The sequence below is a fragment of the Microbispora sp. NPDC046933 genome (assembly GCF_040644635.1).
In the GTDB taxonomy this organism is placed as follows: domain Bacteria; phylum Actinomycetota; class Actinomycetes; order Streptosporangiales; family Streptosporangiaceae; genus Microbispora.
Map to the genome: position 1 here is coordinate 115,103 of NZ_JBEYWW010000008.1, position 18,484 is coordinate 133,586.

An 18,484-nucleotide genomic window follows, 5' to 3' on the forward strand; every position below is an offset into this window, starting at 1 on the left:
AGGCGACGCTACGCGATGCCTCCGCTCGGACGGCTCCGGGCCGCGCCGCGACGGGCGCGAAATCCGATGTAAGTTTCAGGGGTTCACGCCGTCTCCGGCTGCTGCCGCACGCCCCTCGCGAGGAGCGAACGGCGCAGCACGAGACGGTCCTCGGCGTGGTCGAACACCCCGCCCGACGGGTCGTCGGCCTCCCCCTGGCGTACGACGTCGTGCTCGGGCCGCAGGATGTCGCGGACGACGAGCGCCATGAGGATGACGATGGTCAGCGCCCGGGCCCAGACCGACAGGAAGTACGGGTCGTCCCCGATGCCGAGGGAGGCCTGGTCGGGGTACTGGCTGACCAGGTAGAGCCAGATCGAGAAGAAGTACCAGCACTCGGCGACCTGCCAGGCGGCCAGCGCGCCCCACCTCGGCCTGGCCAGCACCGCGAACGGCACCAGCCACAGGACGTACTGCGGCGACCAGACCTTATTGGTGATCATGAAGGCGGCCAGCGCGAGGAAACACAGCTGCATCAGGCGCGGCCGGCGCGGCGCGGCGAGCGCCAGCACGGCGACGCCCAGCAGCAGCACCGCCAGGGCGGCCATGGCCATGGTGTTCAGCTTCTCGGGGTCGCCGAGAAAGGCCAGGAAACCGGGCCTTTCCATGCCGAACCACTGGGTCTTCTGGAAGAAGAACCACAGCCCGCCCCAGTCGGCGCCGCGCTCGCTGCTGAACGCGTAGAACCGCTTCCAGCCCTCGAAGTTGACCAGCATGATCGGCACGTTCACCAGCAGCCACGCGGCCGCGGCCGCCGCGACGGTCTTGAGGAACGGCACCCACTTCGCCGTACGCACCGTGAGCAGGAACAACGCGCCGAAGAACATCAGCGGGTAGAACTTCGTGGCCACGGCCAGCGCCAGCAGCACACCCGCGAGCCACGGCCGGTGGCGGGACCAGGCGAGCAGGCCGCCGAGTGCGAGAGCCCCCGCGGCCAGGTCCCAGTTGATGTACGCGCAGAGGATGACGGCCGGGCCGACGGCGTACCAGAGGGCGTCCCAGCGGCGGGCCGGGCCGGCCAGCGCCGCCGTCAGCAGCACGCCCGCGACCAGCGCGATTCCCATCAGGACCACGGTGACGTCGTAGAACACGACCCCGTCGCCGTGCGCGAGCCGGCGGGCGAACTCCATGATCCCGCCGATGCCGACCGGATATTCGACCGGGTAGTCGACGTAGGGGACCTTGCCCTCGTTGAGGTGCTCGGCCCAGAACAGCGGATAGATGTCGGTGTAGCAGAAGTTCGTGAACTGCCCGACACCGCCGTTCCAGGCTCCGCCGAACCGGCAGGGATACTTCCACAGGTATGCGAGAACGGCGCCGAGCCCCGCGAGAAGCCCGAGAGGCAGGTACGGCACCGCCCGCGCGGCGACCCCGGGCAGCGGGGCGGAGTTCGTGGTCCGGGTCGTCATGCTCGGTATTGCACCATTCAACACCTCGGATTGGCGACCCCGCGCACCGAAGGGGCCCGCGGCGGGAGTCGCCACGGGCCCCTTCGGGACATCGGATCGGCGGATCAGGCGCCGCGGCCGTTCCTGCCGTTGCCCGGCCCGGCCGGCAGGGCGGCCGGGCCGTCGTGGATGTTCATCGGGACGTCGCCACCTCCCGGGCCGCCGTCCTGGCCGCCCTGGCCCGGGTTGTCGCCGAAGCCGTCACCGCCGTCGCATCCCGGGCCGATGTCGTAGCAGCCGTCGTCGTCGGGGGAGTTGGTCGGGAAGTCGGTCGGGAACCCGCCGTCGTCCGGGGTCGGCGACGGAGTGGGCGTCGGGCTCGGCACCAGGTTCTCCGGAGAGCCCAGCCCGGCCTTCGGCGGGAACTGCTTGACCGGCTTGCCCGCGAGCGCCTCCATCATGAAGTTCCGCCAGATCGTGGTCGGGTAGGTCGCGCCCTCGATGCCGGCGCCGAGCGATATCTCACGGCCTTGTGAGTATCGGTTGTTCGGGCCGTACTTCTTGCTCTCCTTCCCTCCGGGGGTCTCCGGGCAGTTCGCGTCGATCGGCTGGACGATCTTGCCCGATTTGGTGACGCACTGCTCGCGGTACATGCCGACGGCGGTGGAGAGCTGCGGGGTGAAGCCGACGAACCACGCTTCCTTGTTGTCGTTGTTGGTGCCGGTCTTGCCGGCGGCCGGACGGCCGATGCCCCGGCCCGCCGCCGTACCCGACTTGAGCACCTCCTCCATGGCCGCCACGGAGTCGGCCGCCGCCTCGGGCGTGATCACCTGCTTCACTTCCCGCCGCTCGGGGAAGACGACCTCCGTGTCCTTCCTGACCTCCTTGACCACGTGGTAGTCGATGTGCTTGCCCTCGTTGGCGAAGATCGAGTAACCGGCGGCCTGCTCGACCGGGGTGACCCCGGCGCTGCCGATGGAGAACTGGTACTGGTGCTTCTTGATGTCGTCTTCCAGGCTCTTCTTGTCGAGCCCCGCCTCCTCCGCGATCTGCTTCACCGCGCTGAGCTGCCCGACCGTGCCGTTGTCCTCGTCCAGCTTGTACGCCATCGAGGCGAACGCCGTGTTGACCGAGTGCGCGGTGGCGTAGATCGCGTTGATGGCGGACGGGGTGCTGGAGTGGCTGTTGGCGAGGCCCTTCTCGAAGCCCGGCAGTTCCTTGGGCACGGTCTGGGTGCCCGGCAGGAAGCTGTTCAGGCTGTACCCGGCGTCCAGCCAGGCGGCCAGCACGTACGGCTTGAACGCCGAGGCGGCCTGCTTCCTGGAGTCGAACGGCTCGTTCCAGTTGTCGTTGACGTAGTCCTCTCCGCCGTAGAAGGCGAGCACCCGTCCCGTCGTGGGATCCACCGCGGCCAGACCGGCGTGGATCTCCTTCGGCAGACTGGCGGTGGTGCCGATGACCGCCTTCCTGGCGGCCTGCATCATCTTCTTGTCGAAGGTCGAAATGATTTTGTAGCCGCCGCTCCTGACCTGGTCGGGCGACAGGTTCATCCGGGTCTTCAGCTCCTGCATCACCTGGACGATCATGTAGCCCTTCAGACCGCCCAATTCGTTGCTGTTGCGCTCGGGGACGGTCTTGGGGAACTTGGCCGTGCTCGGCAGGTTGCCGTACTTGGCCGGGTCGAGCTTCGCCATGGCGTTGACGACGTCCTTGAACCGGCTCTGCAACCGCGGGGAGTCGGCGTCCAGCGCGGGCGTCTGGATGCGCGCGGCGAGGTAGGCGCCCTGCTCCGGAGTGAGCTGTTCGACGTGCTTCTTGAAGTACGCCTGCGCGGCGGCCTCGATGCCGTAGGCACGGCCGAAGGGCACCGTGTTGAGGTACTGCAGCAGGATCTTGCTCTTGCTCACCTTCTGGTCGAGCTTGACCGCGACGAAGATCTCCTTGATCTTTCGCTTGATCGACACTTCCTGGCTGAGGCCGTCGTAGTAGTTGCGGGCCATCTGCTGGGTGATGGTCGAGGCGCCCTGGAGCTGCTGGCCGGTCGCGGTCATCCAGACCGACCGCGCCATGCCGGGGATCGAGATGCCGCTGTCGGACCAGAAGGTGTTGTTCTCGATCGCGATGACGGCGTCCTGGACGTGCTTCGGCACCTTGTTGAGGTCGTCGAGGATGACGCGGGGGGTGCCGACCTTGCCGATCAGCGTCTTGCCGTCGTTGTAGTAGATGGCGCTGCCCTGGGCCACGGCTTCCGCCTGGGTCGCCTCCGGCAGCGGAGTGTTGGCGTAGGCCACCGCGATCATGCCGAAGGTGCCGGCGGCCAGCACGGTGAAGGCCGCCACGAGGATCTTCCAGCTCGGGAGGAAGCGCTTCCAGCCCGTACGGCGCGGCTTCTCGTCGTCCTCGTCGAAGTCGTCGAAGTCGCGCGGGTCCCGGGGGCCGCGCCCGCCGGGGCCTTCGGGACCACCCGGACCACCGGGACCGCCGGGACCCCCCGGACCGCGGCCACCCCGGCCCGGGGGCCTGCGGCGGCGACCACCGGTCTGGATCGCCTCGGTGCGCTGCCCGTCCGCGTCCCCGCGAACGTCGGGGCGGAAGCCGCCGGACGGCATGCCCATCGCCTGGGTGCGCTCGTCCGGGGAGGGAGCGCCGGGCCGGCCAGGACCGCCTTGACCCCCTTGACCACCTTGACCCCCTTGACCCGCCGGGCCGCCGGGGCCGGCCGCGTAACGGGGGTCACGGCCCGCCGGCGGGCGACCGCCGCCCATCGGTCCCCGGGGTCCCTGCTGCGGTCCTTGGGCGGGTCCCTGAGCCGGCCCCTGAGCCCGCCCCTGTGCCGGTCCCTGTGCCGGTCTCTGCGGCGGGCCGGGGGGCACCGCGTTCATGGCCGCCGTGTCCTCGAAGGCCGCCGCCTCTCTGCGGCGCTGCTCAGGTCCTCCCTGCCGGGCGGCCCGGGGCGGCTGTGGCGCCGGGCCCCTGCCGGGCTGTCGCGGCGGAGCGGGCTCGCCGTACTCGCCGTACTCGTCGGATTCCCGGGGCGAGCGACGACGGCGCCCAGGGCGGGATGATCCACCGGAGCCCGAGGCGTCCTCGGGACGGCCGGTCGGCTCCGGTCCATAGCTGCTGTAAGTCACGCGTCCTCGTCAGATGTTTCGGGGAATTGATCGACGTCGGCCGACAGGCCGGCGGGCGGTCCTCCTGGAGGTGGAGGTCGCCCTACAGAGAAGGGCCCGGGGGATCGGCTGTTCCGAGGACGAACGACACCGCCAGGTGGTTCCAGGAACAACCTTGGCAGACCTCCACCACGTAGACCCGGAATTCGCGGTATTCCCGGGCCATCGCGGTGAGCTCGGCCATACCTTTTGCCTGGCCGGCTACTCGTCCTAATTCGTCCCCATATACGTATGTGACGTTGGTCACGTTCTTTCGTTCGCATATAGGGCAGACGCGACTCGTCGGCTCTCCGTGGAACCGGGCCGCGCGCAGCAGGTATGGGTGGGCGTCGCACACGTCCCGCGCCCGCATGCGGCCGGCGCGGACGGACTGCACGGCCGCCCGCTTTGCGAGGCCGTAGTCCACGACCGACCGCTGTGACCACATGCGGCCAGATTACGACCCTTTGCTGAATCTTGCCCAACCGTTGACCCGTTGCCATCTATGACACCCCGACGTATCCTGCGGATGTATCGAGTCGATACATCGGTCGGACACAGGGGGTGGTTCCAGTGACGGGCTCTCGTGGAGGTGTGCTGGAGCTCGCCGTCCTGGGATCGCTGCACGAAACGCCCTTGCACGGATACGAGCTGCGCAAACGGCTCAACACGCTGCTCGGCATGTTCCGTGCGTTCTCCTACGGCTCGCTGTATCCCTGCCTCAGGGGTCTGCTCAACGAGGGCCTCATCGCCGAGGAGGAGCCCCCTGAGGACACGGTTCTCGGCCGCAGGTCGAAGATCGTGTACAAGATCACGGCGGAGGGTAAGGAGCGGTTGCAGGAGCTGCTCAGCCAGTCGGGCCCGTCCTCCTGGGAGGACGAGAGCTTCGGGATTCACTTCGCCTTCTTCCGGCATACGGAGGCGGAGGTGCGGCTGCGCATCCTGGAGGGCCGCCGCAGCCGTCTGGAGGAACGTCTCGACCGCGTCCGTGAGGCCCTCGCCCGCACGAGAGAGCGACTGGACAGCTACACGCTCGAACTCCAGCGCCATGGGCTGGAGTCGGTCGAGCGCGAGGTCCGCTGGCTGAACGAGCTGATCGACTCGGAACGGCGGAGCCGCTCGGCTCCCGGCGAGGGGGATCACCCCCCGGATCCCGCGCAAGCCGTACAGGAAGAGACCCAGAGGGCGGACACGCCCGAGGTAGATAGGTAAAGGAGCGAGTGCTATGGGTTCGGTGCGCGTAGCCATCGTCGGTGTGGGCAACTGCGCCGCATCGCTGGTGCAGGGCGTCCACTACTACAAGGACGCGGATCCGGGCAGCCGTGTGCCGGGCCTCATGCACGTGCGGTTCGGTGACTACCACGTCGGCGACGTGGAGTTCGTCGCGGCCTTCGACGTGGACGCCAAGAAGGTCGGCCGTGACCTCTCGGAGGCCATCGTGGCCTCCGAGAACAACACGATCAAGATCTGCGACGTGCCGCCGCTCGGCGTCACCGTGCAGCGTGGCCCGACCTTCGACGGGCTGGGCACGTACTACCGCGAGATCATCGAGGAGTCGGACGAGCAGCCGGTCGACGTCGTCCAGGCGCTGAAGGACGCCCGGGTCGACGTCCTGGTGTCCTACCTCCCGGTGGGCTCCGAGGAGGCCGACCGCTTCTACGCGCAGTGCGCGATCGACGCCAAGGTGGCCTTCGTCAACGCGCTGCCGGTCTTCATCGCCTCCGACCCCGAGTGGGCCGCGAAGTTCACCGAGGCCGGCGTCCCGATCGTGGGCGACGACATCAAGTCGCAGGTCGGCGCCACGATCACGCACCGCGTGCTGGCCAAGCTGTTCGAGGACCGCGGGGTCGAGCTGCTGCGCACCTACCAGCTCAACTTCGGCGGCAACATGGACTTCATGAACATGCTGGAGCGCACCCGCCTCCAGTCCAAGAAGATCTCCAAGACGCAGTCGGTCACGTCGCAGATCCCGCACGAGATGGCCAAGGCCGACGTCCACATCGGCCCGTCCGACCACGTGCCGTGGCTGGACGACCGCAAGTGGGCCTACGTCCGCCTGGAGGGCAGGTCGTTCGGCGACACCCCGCTCAACCTGGAGTACAAGCTCGAGGTCTGGGACTCGCCCAACTCGGCCGGCATCATCATCGACGCGGTCCGCGCGGCCAAGATCGCCCTCGACCGGGGCATCGGCGGCCCGCTCCTGTCGCCCTCGTCCTACTTCATGAAGTCGCCGCCGGAGCAGTACTCCGACGACGACGCCCGCGAGGCCGTCGAGAAGTTCATCCGCGGCGAGGTCGAGCGCTGACGCCCGTCGTCCACCGCGTGTCCCGCCCCGGCTCCGCTCGACGCGGACCGGGGCGGTTCTGTGTCCGCGCGTGTCTCAGCGGTTGCTGAGCGGGCGCGCGGCCGGCGGCAGGGCCGCGGGGTCGGCCACCGGCCAGGCCAGCGGGTCAGGCCCGAGCGCGACGAGCTGGGGCACCTGCAACCGGGCCCAGGGCGAGATGTCCAGTTCCCCGCTCATCACCTCGGCGGCGAAGCGCGTCCAGGGCTCCCACCGGACCTCGCCCACCTCCTCGGCGTTGGGCGCGGCCTCTTCCGTCACCACGGCCCGGTAGACCGGGCACAGCTCGTTCTCCACCATGCCGTTGTCCATCACGGCCCGGTAGGAGAAGCCCGGCAGGATCAGGTCGACGGACTCGACGGCCAGGCCCAGCTCGAATCCGAGGCGGCGGATCACCGCCGACGACAGCGGCTCGCCCGGCAGCGGGTGCCCGCAGCAGCTGTTGGTCCACGCGTCGGGCCAGGTCAGCTTCGAGCCCGCCCGCCGCGAGAGCAGCAGGCGGCCCCGGTGGTCGAAGACATAGCTGGAGAACGCCAGGTGCAGCGGAGTGTCGGCGCCGTGGACGGTGGACTTGGGAGCGGTGCCGATCGGGTTGCCCTCGCCGTCGACCAGCACGACATGTTCCTGTGAGGTCACTCTGCGAGAGTACGTGATCACCTTGATGCGGGTGAGACGTAGGGGGCTTTATCAGGGTTGATCCTGATGCCCCAGCTGTGATCGCCCGCGTAGGCTGTCGCCGTGTCCTATGTCTCCGATCTGCGGGTGGTCCTGCGGGGCCGAAACTTCCGGCGGCTTTTCGCCACGCGGCTCGTCTCGCAGTTCTCGGACGGGATCTTCCAGCTCGCCGTGGGCGGTTACGCGTTCTTCAGCCCGGACCGGCAGGCCAGCGCGACCGCGATCGCGGCGGGCCTCGCCGTGCTGCTCCTGCCGTACAGCGTCCTTGGGCCCTTCGTCGGGGTGTTCATCGACCGCTGGTCGAGGCGGCAGATCCTCGTCGTCGCGCCGTTCGTACGCGGGACGCTGCTGGTGCTGGCCGCCTGTCTCGTCGCGTCGGGGGCCCCCGACGCCGTCTTCTACGCGGCGGCGCTCGGCGTGCTCGCGGTCAACCGCTTCTTCCTGGCGGCTCTCGGCGCGTCCCTGCCGCACGTCGTGCCGGGCGAGCACCTGATGATGGGCAACGCGGTGACGCCCACCTCGGGCACAGTGCTGACGTTCGTCGGGATGGGCGCCGGCGTCGCGCTTCGCGCGGTCGCCGGATCGGACGACACGGGCGTCGCGGTGCTGCTGGCCTGCTCCGGCCTCGTCTTCGGGCTGAGCGCGCTGATCGCGCGGACGATGGAGCGCTCCCTGCTCGGCCCCGCCTACGATCCGGACCGCCCGCAGGCCCGCGAGGCCGTACGGCACGTGCTCACCGGCCTGGTGGACGGCGCGCGGCACCTCGCGCACCGGCGTGCGGCGGCGGCGGCCCTCGGCGGCATGGCGACCCACCGCCTCATGTTCGGCATCTCGACCGCGGCGGTGGTCATGCTCTACCGCTACAGCTTCACCTCGAACCCCGACGACGCGCTGAAGGGCATCACTCTCGTGCTGGGGGCCGTCGGCGTGGGGAGCTTCGCCGCGGTGCTGGTCACCCCGTGGGCCACCGACCGGTTCCGGATCGAGACCTGGGTCCCGATGATGCTGGTGACCTGCGGAGTCCTGGAGTTCGCGCTGTGCGCGACGTTCCACCAGTGGGCGTTCGTGGCCGCCGGACTCGTCATCGGCGTCGCGGGACAGAGCGTGAAGATCTGCGCGGACACCGTCGTGCAGCGCGACGTCGAGGACGCCTACCTCGGCCGCGCCTTCTCCGTGTACGACATGCTGTTCAACGGCATGACCGTCCTCGGCGCGGTGCTGGCGGCAGGGCTGCTGCCGCCCGACGGCAGGTCCTATCTCGCGCTCGCCGTGATCGGGATCGGCTACCTGCTGGGCGCGGGGGTGTACCGGCTGATCCTGCCCGCGGCCGTACGCAGACCGCCGGTCCCCGCCGCCGACTGACCGCATCAGGAGGACGTCTTGGCGTTCAAGACCTTCGAGGACTCACTACGTCCGCGACCGGCTCAGAGCGCCGCCGTAGCGGCGACCATGGCGCCGGTGATGCGGGCGACGTCCTGCGGCGTGCAGGCGTACGGCGGCATGGTGTAGATCAGGCGGCCGAAGGGCCGCAACCAGACGCCGTGCTCCATCACGATGTCCTGAATTTTCGCGACATCGACGGGCTGGTTGGCCTCGATCACCCCGATCGCGCCCAGCACCCGTACGTCCCGTACGCCCGGGGCGTCCGCGGCGGGGGCGAGGCCGTCGAGAAGGGCGGCCTCGATGCGCGCGACCTCCTCCCGCCAGGGCCGCTCGGCGAGCAGGTCGAGCGAGGCGCCGGCCACGGCGCAGGCGAGCGGATTGCCCATGTAGGTCGGGCCGTGCATGAGCACGCCGATGCGGTCGGCCACCCGCGCGGTGCACAGCGTGGCGGCGAGCGTCATGTATCCGCCGGTCAGCGCCTTGCCCACGCACATGATGTCCGGCCTGATCCCGGCGTGGTCGCAGCCGAACATCTCCCCCGTACGGCCGAAGCCGGTGGCGATCTCGTCGGCGATCAGCAGGATGCCGTGCTCGTCGGCCAGGTCGCGCAGCCGCCGCAGGTAGGCCGGGTGGTAGAACCGCATGCCGCCGGCGCCCTGCACCACCGGTTCCACGATGATCGCGGCGAGGTCGGCCGCGTGGGCCTCGACGGCCGCGGTCAGCTCCGCCAGGTACGCCTCGTCGGGGCCGGACCGCGTCATCGAGACCGGGGCCGGGACCGGGCGGCGGCCGTAGTCGTGCGGCGGAAGCGGCGCGAAGACGTGGGCCGGGAGCATGCCGGTGAACAGGTGGTGCATGCCGTTGACCGGATCGCAGACCGACATCGCGGCGAACGTGTCGCCGTGGTAGCCGCCGCGCACGGTCAGCAGCGTCGAGCGCCCGCTGTACTGGACCGCCATCTTGATCGCGACCTCGACCGCCACCGAGCCCGAGTCGGCGAGGAAGACGCGGTCGAGCCCGGTCATCCCGGCCAGCCGGTGCGCGAGCCGTACGGCGGGCTCGTGGGTGAGACCGCCGAACATGACGTGCGCCATCTCGTCGGCCTGGTCGCGCACGGCCTGGTTGAGCCGCGGGTGGTTGTATCCGTGGATCGCGGCCCACCAGGAGGCCATGCCGTCGATCAGCTCACGGCCGTCGCCGAGCGTGATCCGCACGCCGGCGGCCCGGCGGACGACGTGCGCGGGCACCCCCGGCGGCACGGCCGTGTACGGGTGCCAGACGTGCTCCCGGTCCAGCCGGAGGACCTCCCCGGTGTCCACCAGTGCCCCTCCCTGCGATCTTCGCCCCGTCGCGTCGCCAGAGCGGCACCTCGCCGCGTTGTCGCCCGGCCCACGAAAACAATTCGTGTCGGTCGCGGTACTACAGGTACTACAGGATCCCGTTGTCGTGAGCCCAGGCGAGCAGGGCCTCCCTGGCGGCCTCCTTGCCGATCATGCCCTGGTCCATGCGGATCTCCAGCATGTGCTTGTAGGCCCTGCCGACGACCGGGCCCGGCGGCACGCCGAGGATCTCCTGGATCTCGTTGCCGTCCAGCTCGGGCCGGATCTTGGCCAGCTCCTCCTCCTCGGCCAGCCTGGCGATGCGCTCCTCCAGCTGGTCGTAGGTGCGCGACAGGGCCTGGGCCTTGCGCTTGTTGCGGGTGGTGCAGTCGGCCCTGGTCAGCTTGTGCAGGCGTTCGAGCAGGTGTCCCCCGTCGCGGACGTAGCGGCGCACGGCGCTGTCGGTCCACTCCCCCGTCCCGTAGCCGTGGAAGCGCAGGTGCAGCTCCACGAGCCTGGACACGTCGGACACCACGTCCTTGGGGAACTTGAGCTCGGCGAGCCGCTTCTTGGCCATCTGCGCGCCGACCACCTCGTGGTGGTGGAACGACACCCGGCCGCCGGGCTCGTTGCGCCGGGTCTTCGGCTTGCCGATGTCGTGCAGCAGGGCCGCCCACCGCAGCACCCGGTCGGGGCCGGCCGTCTCCAGCCCGATGGCCTGCTCCAGCACGATCAGCGTGTGCTCGTAGACGTCCTTGTGCCGGTGGTGCTCGTCGATCTCCAGCCGCAGCCTGGGCAGCTCGGGCAGGACATGGGCGGCGAGCCCGGTATCCACCAGCAGCGCCAGCCCGGCCCTCGGGTGCGCGCCGAGGATCAGCTTGTCGAGCTCGTCGCGGATCCGCTCGGCCGAGACGATCTCGATGCGGCCGGACATCGCGGTCATGGCCTCGACGACCTCGGGGGCCACGGTGAACCCGAGCTGGCCCGCGAACCTGGCCGCCCGCAGCATCCGCAGCGGGTCGTCGTCGAACGACTGCTCGGGGCGGCCCGGCGTCCGCAGCGTCCTGGCGGCGAGATCCGGCAGCCCGCCGTACGGGTCGACGAACTCGTGGGTGGGCAGGCGGACGGCCATGGCGTTGACCGCGAAGTCGCGCCGGGCGAGGTCGCCGTCGAGCGAGTCGCCGTACATCACCTCGGGCTTGCGCGAGGCGGGGTCGTACGACTCGCTGCGGTAGGTGGTGATCTCCAGCAGCCACCCGCCCTTGCGCACGCCGACGGTGCCGAAGTCGATCCCGATCGTCCAGACGGCGTCCGCCCAGTCCTTGACGATCTCCAGCACCCGCTCGGGACGGGCGTCGGTGGTCAGGTCGAGGTCCTTGCCCGCACGGCCGAGGAGGACGTCGCGGACGGAGCCGCCGACCAGGGCCAGCTCGTGCCCCCGGGCCGAGAACAGCTCACCGAGCTCGTCGGCGACAGGGGCGATCCGGCGGAACAGTTCGTTCACGGCGCGCTGCTGGCTGTCGCTCAGATTTGAAACGGACAAGGCTGGGTAGGTCCTTCGGTCACGGAACAGAAACTCTCCCCCGACGGCCCAGGTGTTCGGGTGTCACCCAGGGGAGACACACCTAGCGATCACCAGGCCACGGACGGTTCGGGGGCGCTGGACGACGCAAGGAGCACAAGAGATGAAAGACGCTCTCGCGATTCACCGCTGGCTCCTCGCCCACCAGATCCACCATGAGATCGTACGTCTTCCGCGCCCGTTGACATGCTCGGACGAGCTTCCCGAGGTGCTGGGGGTCACTCCCGAGACGTGCCTGTGCGTGTCGCTGTTCGAGGTGTCGGCGCGCGGGCGGACACACGAGGTGGCCGTGGTGAGCGCGGTGAACTCCTGTCCCGGGCCGGCGGCGGTGGGCGCCGTCCTGCGCGCCCACAGGGTAACCCCCGCGTCCGCCTTCACCGTCAACTCGGCCACCGACTACGCGCACGGCCTGGTCTGCCCGCTGCTGCTGCCCGACGATCTGACCGTCCTGGTGGACCAGCGCCTGATGGAGCGCATCGATCCCGACGAGGTCGTCCACACCGCGACCGGCGAGCGCCGCACCGCTTTGCGAGTGCGCGCCATCCACCTGTTCGACCTGGTGGCGGCCAAGCCCGTCGACCTGACCGCCACCCACAGGAGGGGTCTCGCAAGCCTGGTGAGTCCTATGCGGACCGCGTAGCCAATAGCATTCTGGACGTGCGCCGTACCTCACCGCCGGCCGGCACATGATCCGTAAGGCCGCGCTGCTGACATTGCTGACCGCCCTGCTCGCCTCCCCCGCGGGCATGGCCGGTACGGCTGTCGCGGCACCCCCGGGTCGCGTCGCGGCCGCGGCTCCCGCCGATCCGCTCGTCGTGAGCGAGATCACGCCGGAGGTCGTGCGCGTCGGCGCCGCCCCCATAACCGTCTCGGGGACCGTCTCCGGCACGCCGGGGTCCTCCGTGCGGGTCGCCGTCCGTTACTCCCGGGGCCGGCCGTTCGCCTCCCGCGCCGAGATGGCGGCCTACCTGGCGGAGCAGGGGTACGCCACCACCAACTGGAGCACCAGAATCCAGGCCACTCCGCTCGACCAGTCGGGAAAGCTCCCTTTCCGGTTCACCGTGACCCCTGGGGAGCTGGGCATGCCCCGGCCGGGGGTCTATCCCTTCGAGATCGAGGTGACCGACGCGGCGACCGGGCAGCGGCTCGGGATCGAACGGACCTTCCTGACGTACGCCCCCAAGGGCGAGCAGATCCCCAAGATCAAGCTGGCCGTCGCCCTGCCGATCGTGGACCGGCCCCACCGCGCCGACGACGCGACGTTCATGGACGACGACCTGTCCGCCTCGCTCACGTCCGGTCGTCTCGCGTCGCTGCTCCAGACCGCGCAGGACACGGGCGGCGGGGTGACCTGGTTCGTGGACCCCGCCCTGCTCGACGACGTCCGCGCCCTGTCCTCCGGGACCAGGAGCGTGCGCGGCACGCGCAAGAACGCCGACCAGGCCGCGGGCCAGTGGCTGAACGGCCTGCGCAGCGCGCTGACGGACAAGACCGTCGTCGCCACGCCGTACGCCGACCCGGACGTGGCCGCGCTGGTCCACCACGGCCTCGACAAGCAGGCCGCGGCGTCCGTCCAGCGCGGGGCCGCCCTCGCGAGCGAACTGCTCGGCCGGGAGATCCGCGGCACCACCGCGTGGCCGGCCGGCGGCAAGATCGACCGTGACGCGGTGGACGAACTGGCGATGTCGGGCGTGACGTCCGTGCTGCTGTCGGGGGACGCGCTGCCGCCGCGGGCCACCGGGCAGAACACGGTGCAGGACCCGACGCAGAACGCGCAGCCCGTCCCCCCGCCCGCGCAGACCACTCCCGACGGGGCGGCCAGGCTCGACACCGTCGCGGACAACCCGCTCACCGCGCTGCTGGCCGACCCCACGCTCAGCGAGGTCCTCGGCGGAAACGTGTCCGCCCCCGGCGCCGCGATGCTCGCGCGGCAGCGGTTCCTCGCCGAGACCGCGATGATCGCCTTCGAGCAGCAGACCTCGCAGACCGGGCAGAGTGGGCAGTTCGGACAACTCGGGCAGAATGGGCAGACGAGCCAGACCGGCCAGACCGGTCAGGGCGCGACGGCGAAGACGGCCGTCCGCACGGTGATCGCGGCTCCGGAGTCGCACCTGTGGACTCCCGACCCGGCGTTCGTCTCCGGCCTCCTCCAGGCCGCCTCCAGCGCCCCCTGGCTGCGCATGACCTCGCTCGACTCGGTCAAGCCCGGCCGGGCCGGCGTGCCGCGCGGCGACCTGACCTACACCGAGCACGACCGCCAGGCCGAACTGAGCCGCTCCTACCTCGCCACCGTACGCAAGCTGGAGCGCAAGGCCGACGCCGTGGCCACCGTCACCGAGGAGCACACGGACGTCTTCCACACGGCCATACTCCGGCTCTCCTCGGCCTCCTGGCGGGGCGACGGCAAGCGGGCGCTCTCCTTCGCCGGACAGGTGCAGAAGGCGATCGACGACCGGATCGACGACGTGTCCGTGCTCGACACCCCCCGCGCGGTCGCGGGAAGCAACGGCCAGGTCCCGGTCAGCGTGGCCAACAACCTGGACAAGGACATCCAGATAAAGATCCGGGTCACCTCGGGCAGCAAGTCGCGGCTCGCGATCGACGCCCCCGGAGGGGTCTACGTGACCCCCACGACCAGGATCCTCGCGGGGCGCAGCCAGCTCGTGAACGTACCGGTGATCGTGCGCAACGAGGGCGGCGACGCGAGCATCTCGGTGCAGCTCCTCACGGACGGGGACGAGAAGTACGGCAGCGCGGTGCGCGTCGTGGTGCGCGCGACGGGCTACACCGGCATCGCCCTCGTCATCGTGGGGGCGGCCGTGGTCATCATGCTGGCCGCCGTGGTGATGCGCATCCTGCGCCGCAGGTCGCGCAAGGCGTTCCCGTTCAACGGGCCGGAGAACGAGGACGGCCCGCCCGCCGGCCGGCCGGGAGCCGTCCCGGCCGAGCGCACCCAGTCGCCGTAGTCTGGGTCGCCGTAGTCTGGACCACCCTGAAGTCTGGGACCACTGGAGGAAGGCGGCCACGCGATTCCGGCCGTCGTGAACCGAAGGAAAACCATGAGCAGGATGCTGCGGGCCAGCGCGATCATGGCGGCCGGGACGATGGTCTCGCGGCTCACCGGCTTCGTCCGTACGGCGATGCTCGCCGCCGCCATCGGGACGTTCGACCTCGGCGACGCCTACAACGCGGCCTACATGATCCCCTACATCCTGCTCGACCTGCTGCTGCAGGGCGTGCTGAGCAGCGTGATCGTGCCGGTGATCGTACGGGCGCAGCAGCGCGACCCGGACGGGGGCCAGGCGTTCGAGCAGCGGCTGATGACGCTGGCGGTGGTGGTGCTGACGGCCGTCGCACTGCTCGGCGTGCTGCTGGCCCGGCCGATCATGGAGCTCTACACCGCCTCGAACTGGTCCGACGACAAGGTGGAGGTCGCCGCCACCCTGGCCAGGTTCATGCTGCCGCAGATCGCGTTCTTCGGGATCGGCTCGCTGGCCGGGGCGATCCTCAACACGCGGGACAGGTTCGCCGCCCCGATGTGGGCGCCGGTGCTGAACAACATCGTGGTCATGGGAGTCCTGGCCGCCTACTACGCCGTAGCGTCGTCGGACATCGACAAGGTGAGCGAGCGTGACCTCACGCTGCTCGGTCTCGGCACGACCGGCGGCATCGTGGCCCAGGCACTGGTGCTGATCATCGCGCTGCACCGGGCCGGGTTCCGGTTCCGCCCGCGCCTCGGGCTGCGCGGCACCGGGCTGGGCGAGGCGGCCAGGGCCGCCGTGTGGACGTTCGCCTACACCGGCATCACCCAGATCGGGTTCTGGGTCACCACCAAGCTCGCCACCGGCGCGGGAGAACGGTCCCCCGGCGCCGGCAACAGCGCGTGGTCGTACGCGTTCCAGCTCTTCCAGCTCCCGTACGGGATCATCGCGGTGTCGGTGATCACGGCGATGCTGCCGAGGATGAGCCGGTCGGTGACCGATGGCCGGCTGGACGAGGTGCGTACGGAGTTCGCCTCGGCGGTGCGGCTGGTCTCGTCCGTCATCGTCCCGGCGAGCCTGCTGCTGATGGTGCTCGGCCCTGCGGTCACCGCGATGATCTTCTCGTGGGGCCGCATGACGGCGGGCGACGCGATCTACATCGGCCACGTGCTGCAGGTGTTCGGCGTCGCGCTCGTGCCGTTCTCGATCTTCCAGCTCCTGCTGCGGGTCTTCTACAGCTTCGGCGACACCCGCACCCCGGCGATCATGGCGGCGGTGAACGTGGCCATCAACGCGACGCTCAGCCTGATCGCGTATTTCATGCTCCCCGACCGATACATCGTCATCGGGATGGGCTTCGCCTACCTGGTCACGTACGTCGTGCTGGCCGGGCTCGCGTGGGCGCTGGCGAGCCGGAAGATCGGCGGGCTCGACGGCCGGGAGATCAGCGGCGGCCTGGGCCGGATGTACGCGGCGGCGATCCCCGCCGCCGCGCTGGCGCTGGCGGTCCTGTGGCTGGCCAGGGAGGTCACCTCGATCACCGCGCTGAGCTCGGCCGTGGTGCTCGTGGTGGGCGGCGGCGCCGGGCTGCTGCTGTACATGCTGGCCGCGCACCGGCTGCGGGTGCCCGAGGTCCGTTCCATCATTGGACTTGTCGCAGGCCGGGTAGGACGGTAAGAGTCCTCAAGAACGACCGGCAACTGGAAGGTAACCCGAAAGTCCGATTCGGACGTCTTCGATCGGGAAGGCGGGCACAAGCGGCACGGCACTAGCATGGTGCGCCAGGGAGTGTTGAGACACCACCCAGGGAACGTCCCGTAGATCTTGCCCTACCGATGGATTCGGCCGGGCGGGCGACCGCGAGGCGGAGGAGGACCGGGCGGCGTGGCCGCGCGGGCCGATTCCGGCCCCGCGGATGCTCGTCTCCGGGGTCTCGCCGACCCGGCGGTGCTCCGCTCGGCGACCGCGGCAGGCAGGAGGTCTCAGGGGCGCGATCTGGAGTTTCGGACCGGCGAGCGGAAGCGGGAAGGCGTGGGCGGAACCACCCGGCATCGGCTGATGCATGCCGACGGGCCGCGGAGCGGGGCGGCCGCATGAGCATGTCCACGGTCGAACCGGGGACCCGGCTGGCGGGTCGCTTCCGCCTTGAGGACCGGGTCCACGAGTCCGGCGGCGCGACCCTGTGGAAGGCCCTGGACGAGATCCTCGCCCGCCCGGTCGCGGTCCACACGTTCACTCCCGATTTCCCCCGGGTCCAGGAGGTGGTCACCGCCGCCCGCCTGGCGAGCCGCCTGACCGACCCCCGCCTCACCCAGGTCTTCGACGCGGCCGACGAGGACGGCACGGCGTACGTCGTGAGCGAGTGGGTCAGCGGAGACTCGCTCCTCGACCTTCTGGAGAGCGGTCCCGTCGAGCCCGAGCGCGGCGCGGCCCTGGTCGCCGAGGCCGCAGAGGCCCTGGCGCACGCGCACGCGGCCGGGCTCACCCACCTGCACCTGACCCCCGGCCGTCTGGTCTGGACGAGCGGCGGCACGGTCAAGCTCCTCGGGCTCGCCGTCGACGCCGCGATCCTCGACCTGAGCAGCGAGGAGCCCGCCCGGGAGGACGCCGAGGGGCTGGGCCGCCTGCTCTACGCGGCACTGACCGGCCACTGGCCCGGCGACTCCGACTGCGGGCTGCCCCCCGCGCCCCTGGACGACGGCAAGATCTGCACACCCCGGCAGGTCACCGCCGGAGTCCCCGGCTATCTGGACGCCATCACCTGTCGTGCGCTGTTGCAGGAGCCGCGACGGGGGCAGCCGCCGCTGGCCACCCCGGCCGACGTGGCCGACGCGCTGGCCGAGGTGCCCCGCCCCGCGCCGGCCCCCGTCACCACCGCGCCCCCCGCGCTGAACCTGCACACCGAGGCGCCGGACGGCCTGGGCTCGTCCACGATGCCGCCGCGCATGCCGCATCCCATGACGATGGTCCCTCCGCCGCGACCGCAGACCGGCGCCGCGAGCAAGATCCTGCTGACCGTCATCGTCCTGCTCGTGATGGCGGCGGTCGGCGTCGGCGCCTGGACCGTGGGCAAGAACCTCGGCAACACCCCCCGGGTGACCCAGTCGGACGTCTCGCAGTCCCCCTCCCCCTCGCGCAAGCCGGTCACCGTCAAGCCGGTGAGCGCGACCGGGTTCGACCCCCTCGGTCCGGACCGTGCGGAGAAGCCGGAATTCGCCCCGCTCGCCATCGACGGCAAGCCGTCCACCGAGTGGCACACCGAGAGTTACAGCAGCGCCGACCTCGGACGGCTCAAGGACGGTGTCGGGCTCATCCTCGACATGGGCAAGCCGGTCCCCGTCGCCGACGTGGTCGTCTCCCTGGGCAACGCGGGCGGTGCGACCGTGCAGCTCAAGGTGGGCGACGCGGCGGAGCTGTCCTCGCTGAAGACCGTGGCGGAGAAGAAGGGCGCCTCGGGTTCCGTGACACTCACCCCGGAAAAGGCCACCACTGGTCAGTACGTTTTGATCTGGTTCACCCGACTTCCCCCCTCGGGCTCGCAGTATCGTGGCACTATCTACGAAGTAACGGTGCATTCCCCCGGATCGGCATAGCAGGGACTTGTGAATTCCCCACCAGACAATCCCC

At 70.4% G+C, this 18,484-nt stretch carries 13 protein-coding genes; 7 read left to right on the forward strand and 6 right to left on the reverse strand.

Annotated elements, in window-relative coordinates; all coding sequences use genetic code 11:
• Positions 1-83: 83 nt before the first annotated feature.
• From ABZ857_RS13195 to ABZ857_RS13205, 3 genes are all read right to left on the reverse strand, one after another.
• Positions 84-1,448, reverse strand: coding sequence for a glycosyltransferase 87 family protein (locus ABZ857_RS13195; RefSeq protein ID WP_357042180.1), 1,365 nt, complete (start codon positions 1,446-1,448; stop codon positions 84-86).
• A 104-nt stretch (positions 1,449-1,552) separates the two neighbouring features.
• Positions 1,553-4,042 carry a transglycosylase domain-containing protein gene (locus tag ABZ857_RS13200; RefSeq protein ID WP_357042183.1) on the reverse strand — a complete coding sequence of 830 codons (2,490 nt, stop codon included), beginning with the start codon at positions 4,040-4,042 and terminating at the stop codon, positions 1,553-1,555.
• A 598-nt stretch (positions 4,043-4,640) separates the two neighbouring features.
• A complete protein-coding gene (locus ABZ857_RS13205; RefSeq protein WP_357042186.1) occupies positions 4,641-5,024 on the reverse strand; it encodes a DUF5318 family protein in 384 nt (127 codons plus the stop codon).
• A 125-nt stretch (positions 5,025-5,149) separates the two neighbouring features.
• On the opposite strand from ABZ857_RS13205, the gene ABZ857_RS13210 reads away from it, so the two are divergent.
• Positions 5,150-5,788 carry a helix-turn-helix transcriptional regulator gene (locus ABZ857_RS13210; protein WP_357042189.1) on the forward strand — a complete coding sequence of 213 codons (639 nt, stop codon included), beginning with the start codon at positions 5,150-5,152 and terminating at the stop codon, positions 5,786-5,788.
• Positions 5,789-5,801: 13 nt separating this feature from the next.
• Positions 5,802-6,881: an inositol-3-phosphate synthase gene (locus ABZ857_RS13215; protein ID WP_357042192.1), complete on the forward strand. Its 1,080-nt coding sequence runs from the start codon at positions 5,802-5,804 to the stop codon at positions 6,879-6,881.
• A 75-nt stretch (positions 6,882-6,956) separates the two neighbouring features.
• Here ABZ857_RS13215 and idi read toward each other — a convergent pair whose 3' ends face one another.
• On the reverse strand, positions 6,957-7,553 hold the full coding sequence (idi, locus tag ABZ857_RS13220; protein WP_357042195.1) for an isopentenyl-diphosphate Delta-isomerase: 597 nt from the start codon (positions 7,551-7,553) through the stop codon (positions 6,957-6,959).
• Positions 7,554-7,655: 102 nt separating this feature from the next.
• Between idi and ABZ857_RS13225 the strand changes: the two genes are divergently transcribed.
• Positions 7,656-8,954: an MFS transporter gene (locus ABZ857_RS13225; protein WP_357042198.1), complete on the forward strand. Its 1,299-nt coding sequence runs from the start codon at positions 7,656-7,658 to the stop codon at positions 8,952-8,954.
• A gap of 62 nt (positions 8,955-9,016) precedes the next feature.
• Here the strand turns inward: ABZ857_RS13225 and ABZ857_RS13230 are convergent, their stop codons facing one another.
• A complete protein-coding gene (locus ABZ857_RS13230) occupies positions 9,017-10,294 on the reverse strand; it encodes an adenosylmethionine--8-amino-7-oxononanoate transaminase (RefSeq protein WP_357042201.1) in 1,278 nt (425 codons plus the stop codon).
• Positions 10,295-10,403: 109 nt separating this feature from the next.
• Positions 10,404-11,837, reverse strand: coding sequence for a CCA tRNA nucleotidyltransferase (locus ABZ857_RS13235; protein ID WP_357042204.1), 1,434 nt, complete (start codon positions 11,835-11,837; stop codon positions 10,404-10,406).
• A gap of 142 nt (positions 11,838-11,979) precedes the next feature.
• On the opposite strand from ABZ857_RS13235, the gene ABZ857_RS13240 reads away from it, so the two are divergent.
• The 4 genes from ABZ857_RS13240 to ABZ857_RS13255 all read left to right on the forward strand — a co-directional run bounded on the left by ABZ857_RS13240 (position 11,980) and on the right by ABZ857_RS13255 (position 18,450).
• Entirely contained in the window at positions 11,980-12,516 is a 537-nt protein-coding gene (locus ABZ857_RS13240; RefSeq protein ID WP_357042207.1) for a YbaK/EbsC family protein, read from the forward strand.
• A gap of 46 nt (positions 12,517-12,562) precedes the next feature.
• On the forward strand, positions 12,563-14,842 hold the full coding sequence (locus ABZ857_RS13245; protein ID WP_357042210.1) for a hypothetical protein: 2,280 nt from the start codon (positions 12,563-12,565) through the stop codon (positions 14,840-14,842).
• 93 nt (positions 14,843-14,935) lie between these two features.
• A complete protein-coding gene (murJ, locus tag ABZ857_RS13250; RefSeq protein WP_357042213.1) occupies positions 14,936-16,534 on the forward strand; it encodes a murein biosynthesis integral membrane protein MurJ in 1,599 nt (532 codons plus the stop codon).
• 416 nt (positions 16,535-16,950) lie between these two features.
• A complete protein-coding gene (locus ABZ857_RS13255; RefSeq protein WP_357042216.1) occupies positions 16,951-18,450 on the forward strand; it encodes a serine/threonine protein kinase in 1,500 nt (499 codons plus the stop codon).
• Positions 18,451-18,484 lie beyond the last annotated feature (34 nt).

What these genes read in the sequence shown, in the direction of transcription:
- ABZ857_RS13195 (WP_357042180.1), bottom strand. Translation starts at nt 1,448, where the DNA reads ATGACGACCCGGACCACGAACTCCGCCCCGCTGCCCGGGGTCGCCGCG.
- ABZ857_RS13200 (WP_357042183.1), bottom strand. Translation starts at nt 4,042, where the DNA reads ATGGGCATGCCGTCCGGCGGCTTCCGCCCCGACGTTCGCGGGGACGCG.
- ABZ857_RS13205 (WP_357042186.1), bottom strand. Translation starts at nt 5,024, where the DNA reads ATGTGGTCACAGCGGTCGGTCGTGGACTACGGCCTCGCAAAGCGGGCG.
- ABZ857_RS13215 (WP_357042192.1), top strand. Translation starts at nt 5,802, where the DNA reads ATGGGTTCGGTGCGCGTAGCCATCGTCGGTGTGGGCAACTGCGCCGCA.
- ABZ857_RS13240 (WP_357042207.1), top strand. Translation starts at nt 11,980, where the DNA reads ATGAAAGACGCTCTCGCGATTCACCGCTGGCTCCTCGCCCACCAGATC.
- ABZ857_RS13245 (WP_357042210.1), top strand. Translation starts at nt 12,563, where the DNA reads ATGATCCGTAAGGCCGCGCTGCTGACATTGCTGACCGCCCTGCTCGCC.
- murJ (WP_357042213.1), top strand. Translation starts at nt 14,936, where the DNA reads ATGAGCAGGATGCTGCGGGCCAGCGCGATCATGGCGGCCGGGACGATG.
- ABZ857_RS13255 (WP_357042216.1), top strand. Translation starts at nt 16,951, where the DNA reads ATGAGCATGTCCACGGTCGAACCGGGGACCCGGCTGGCGGGTCGCTTC.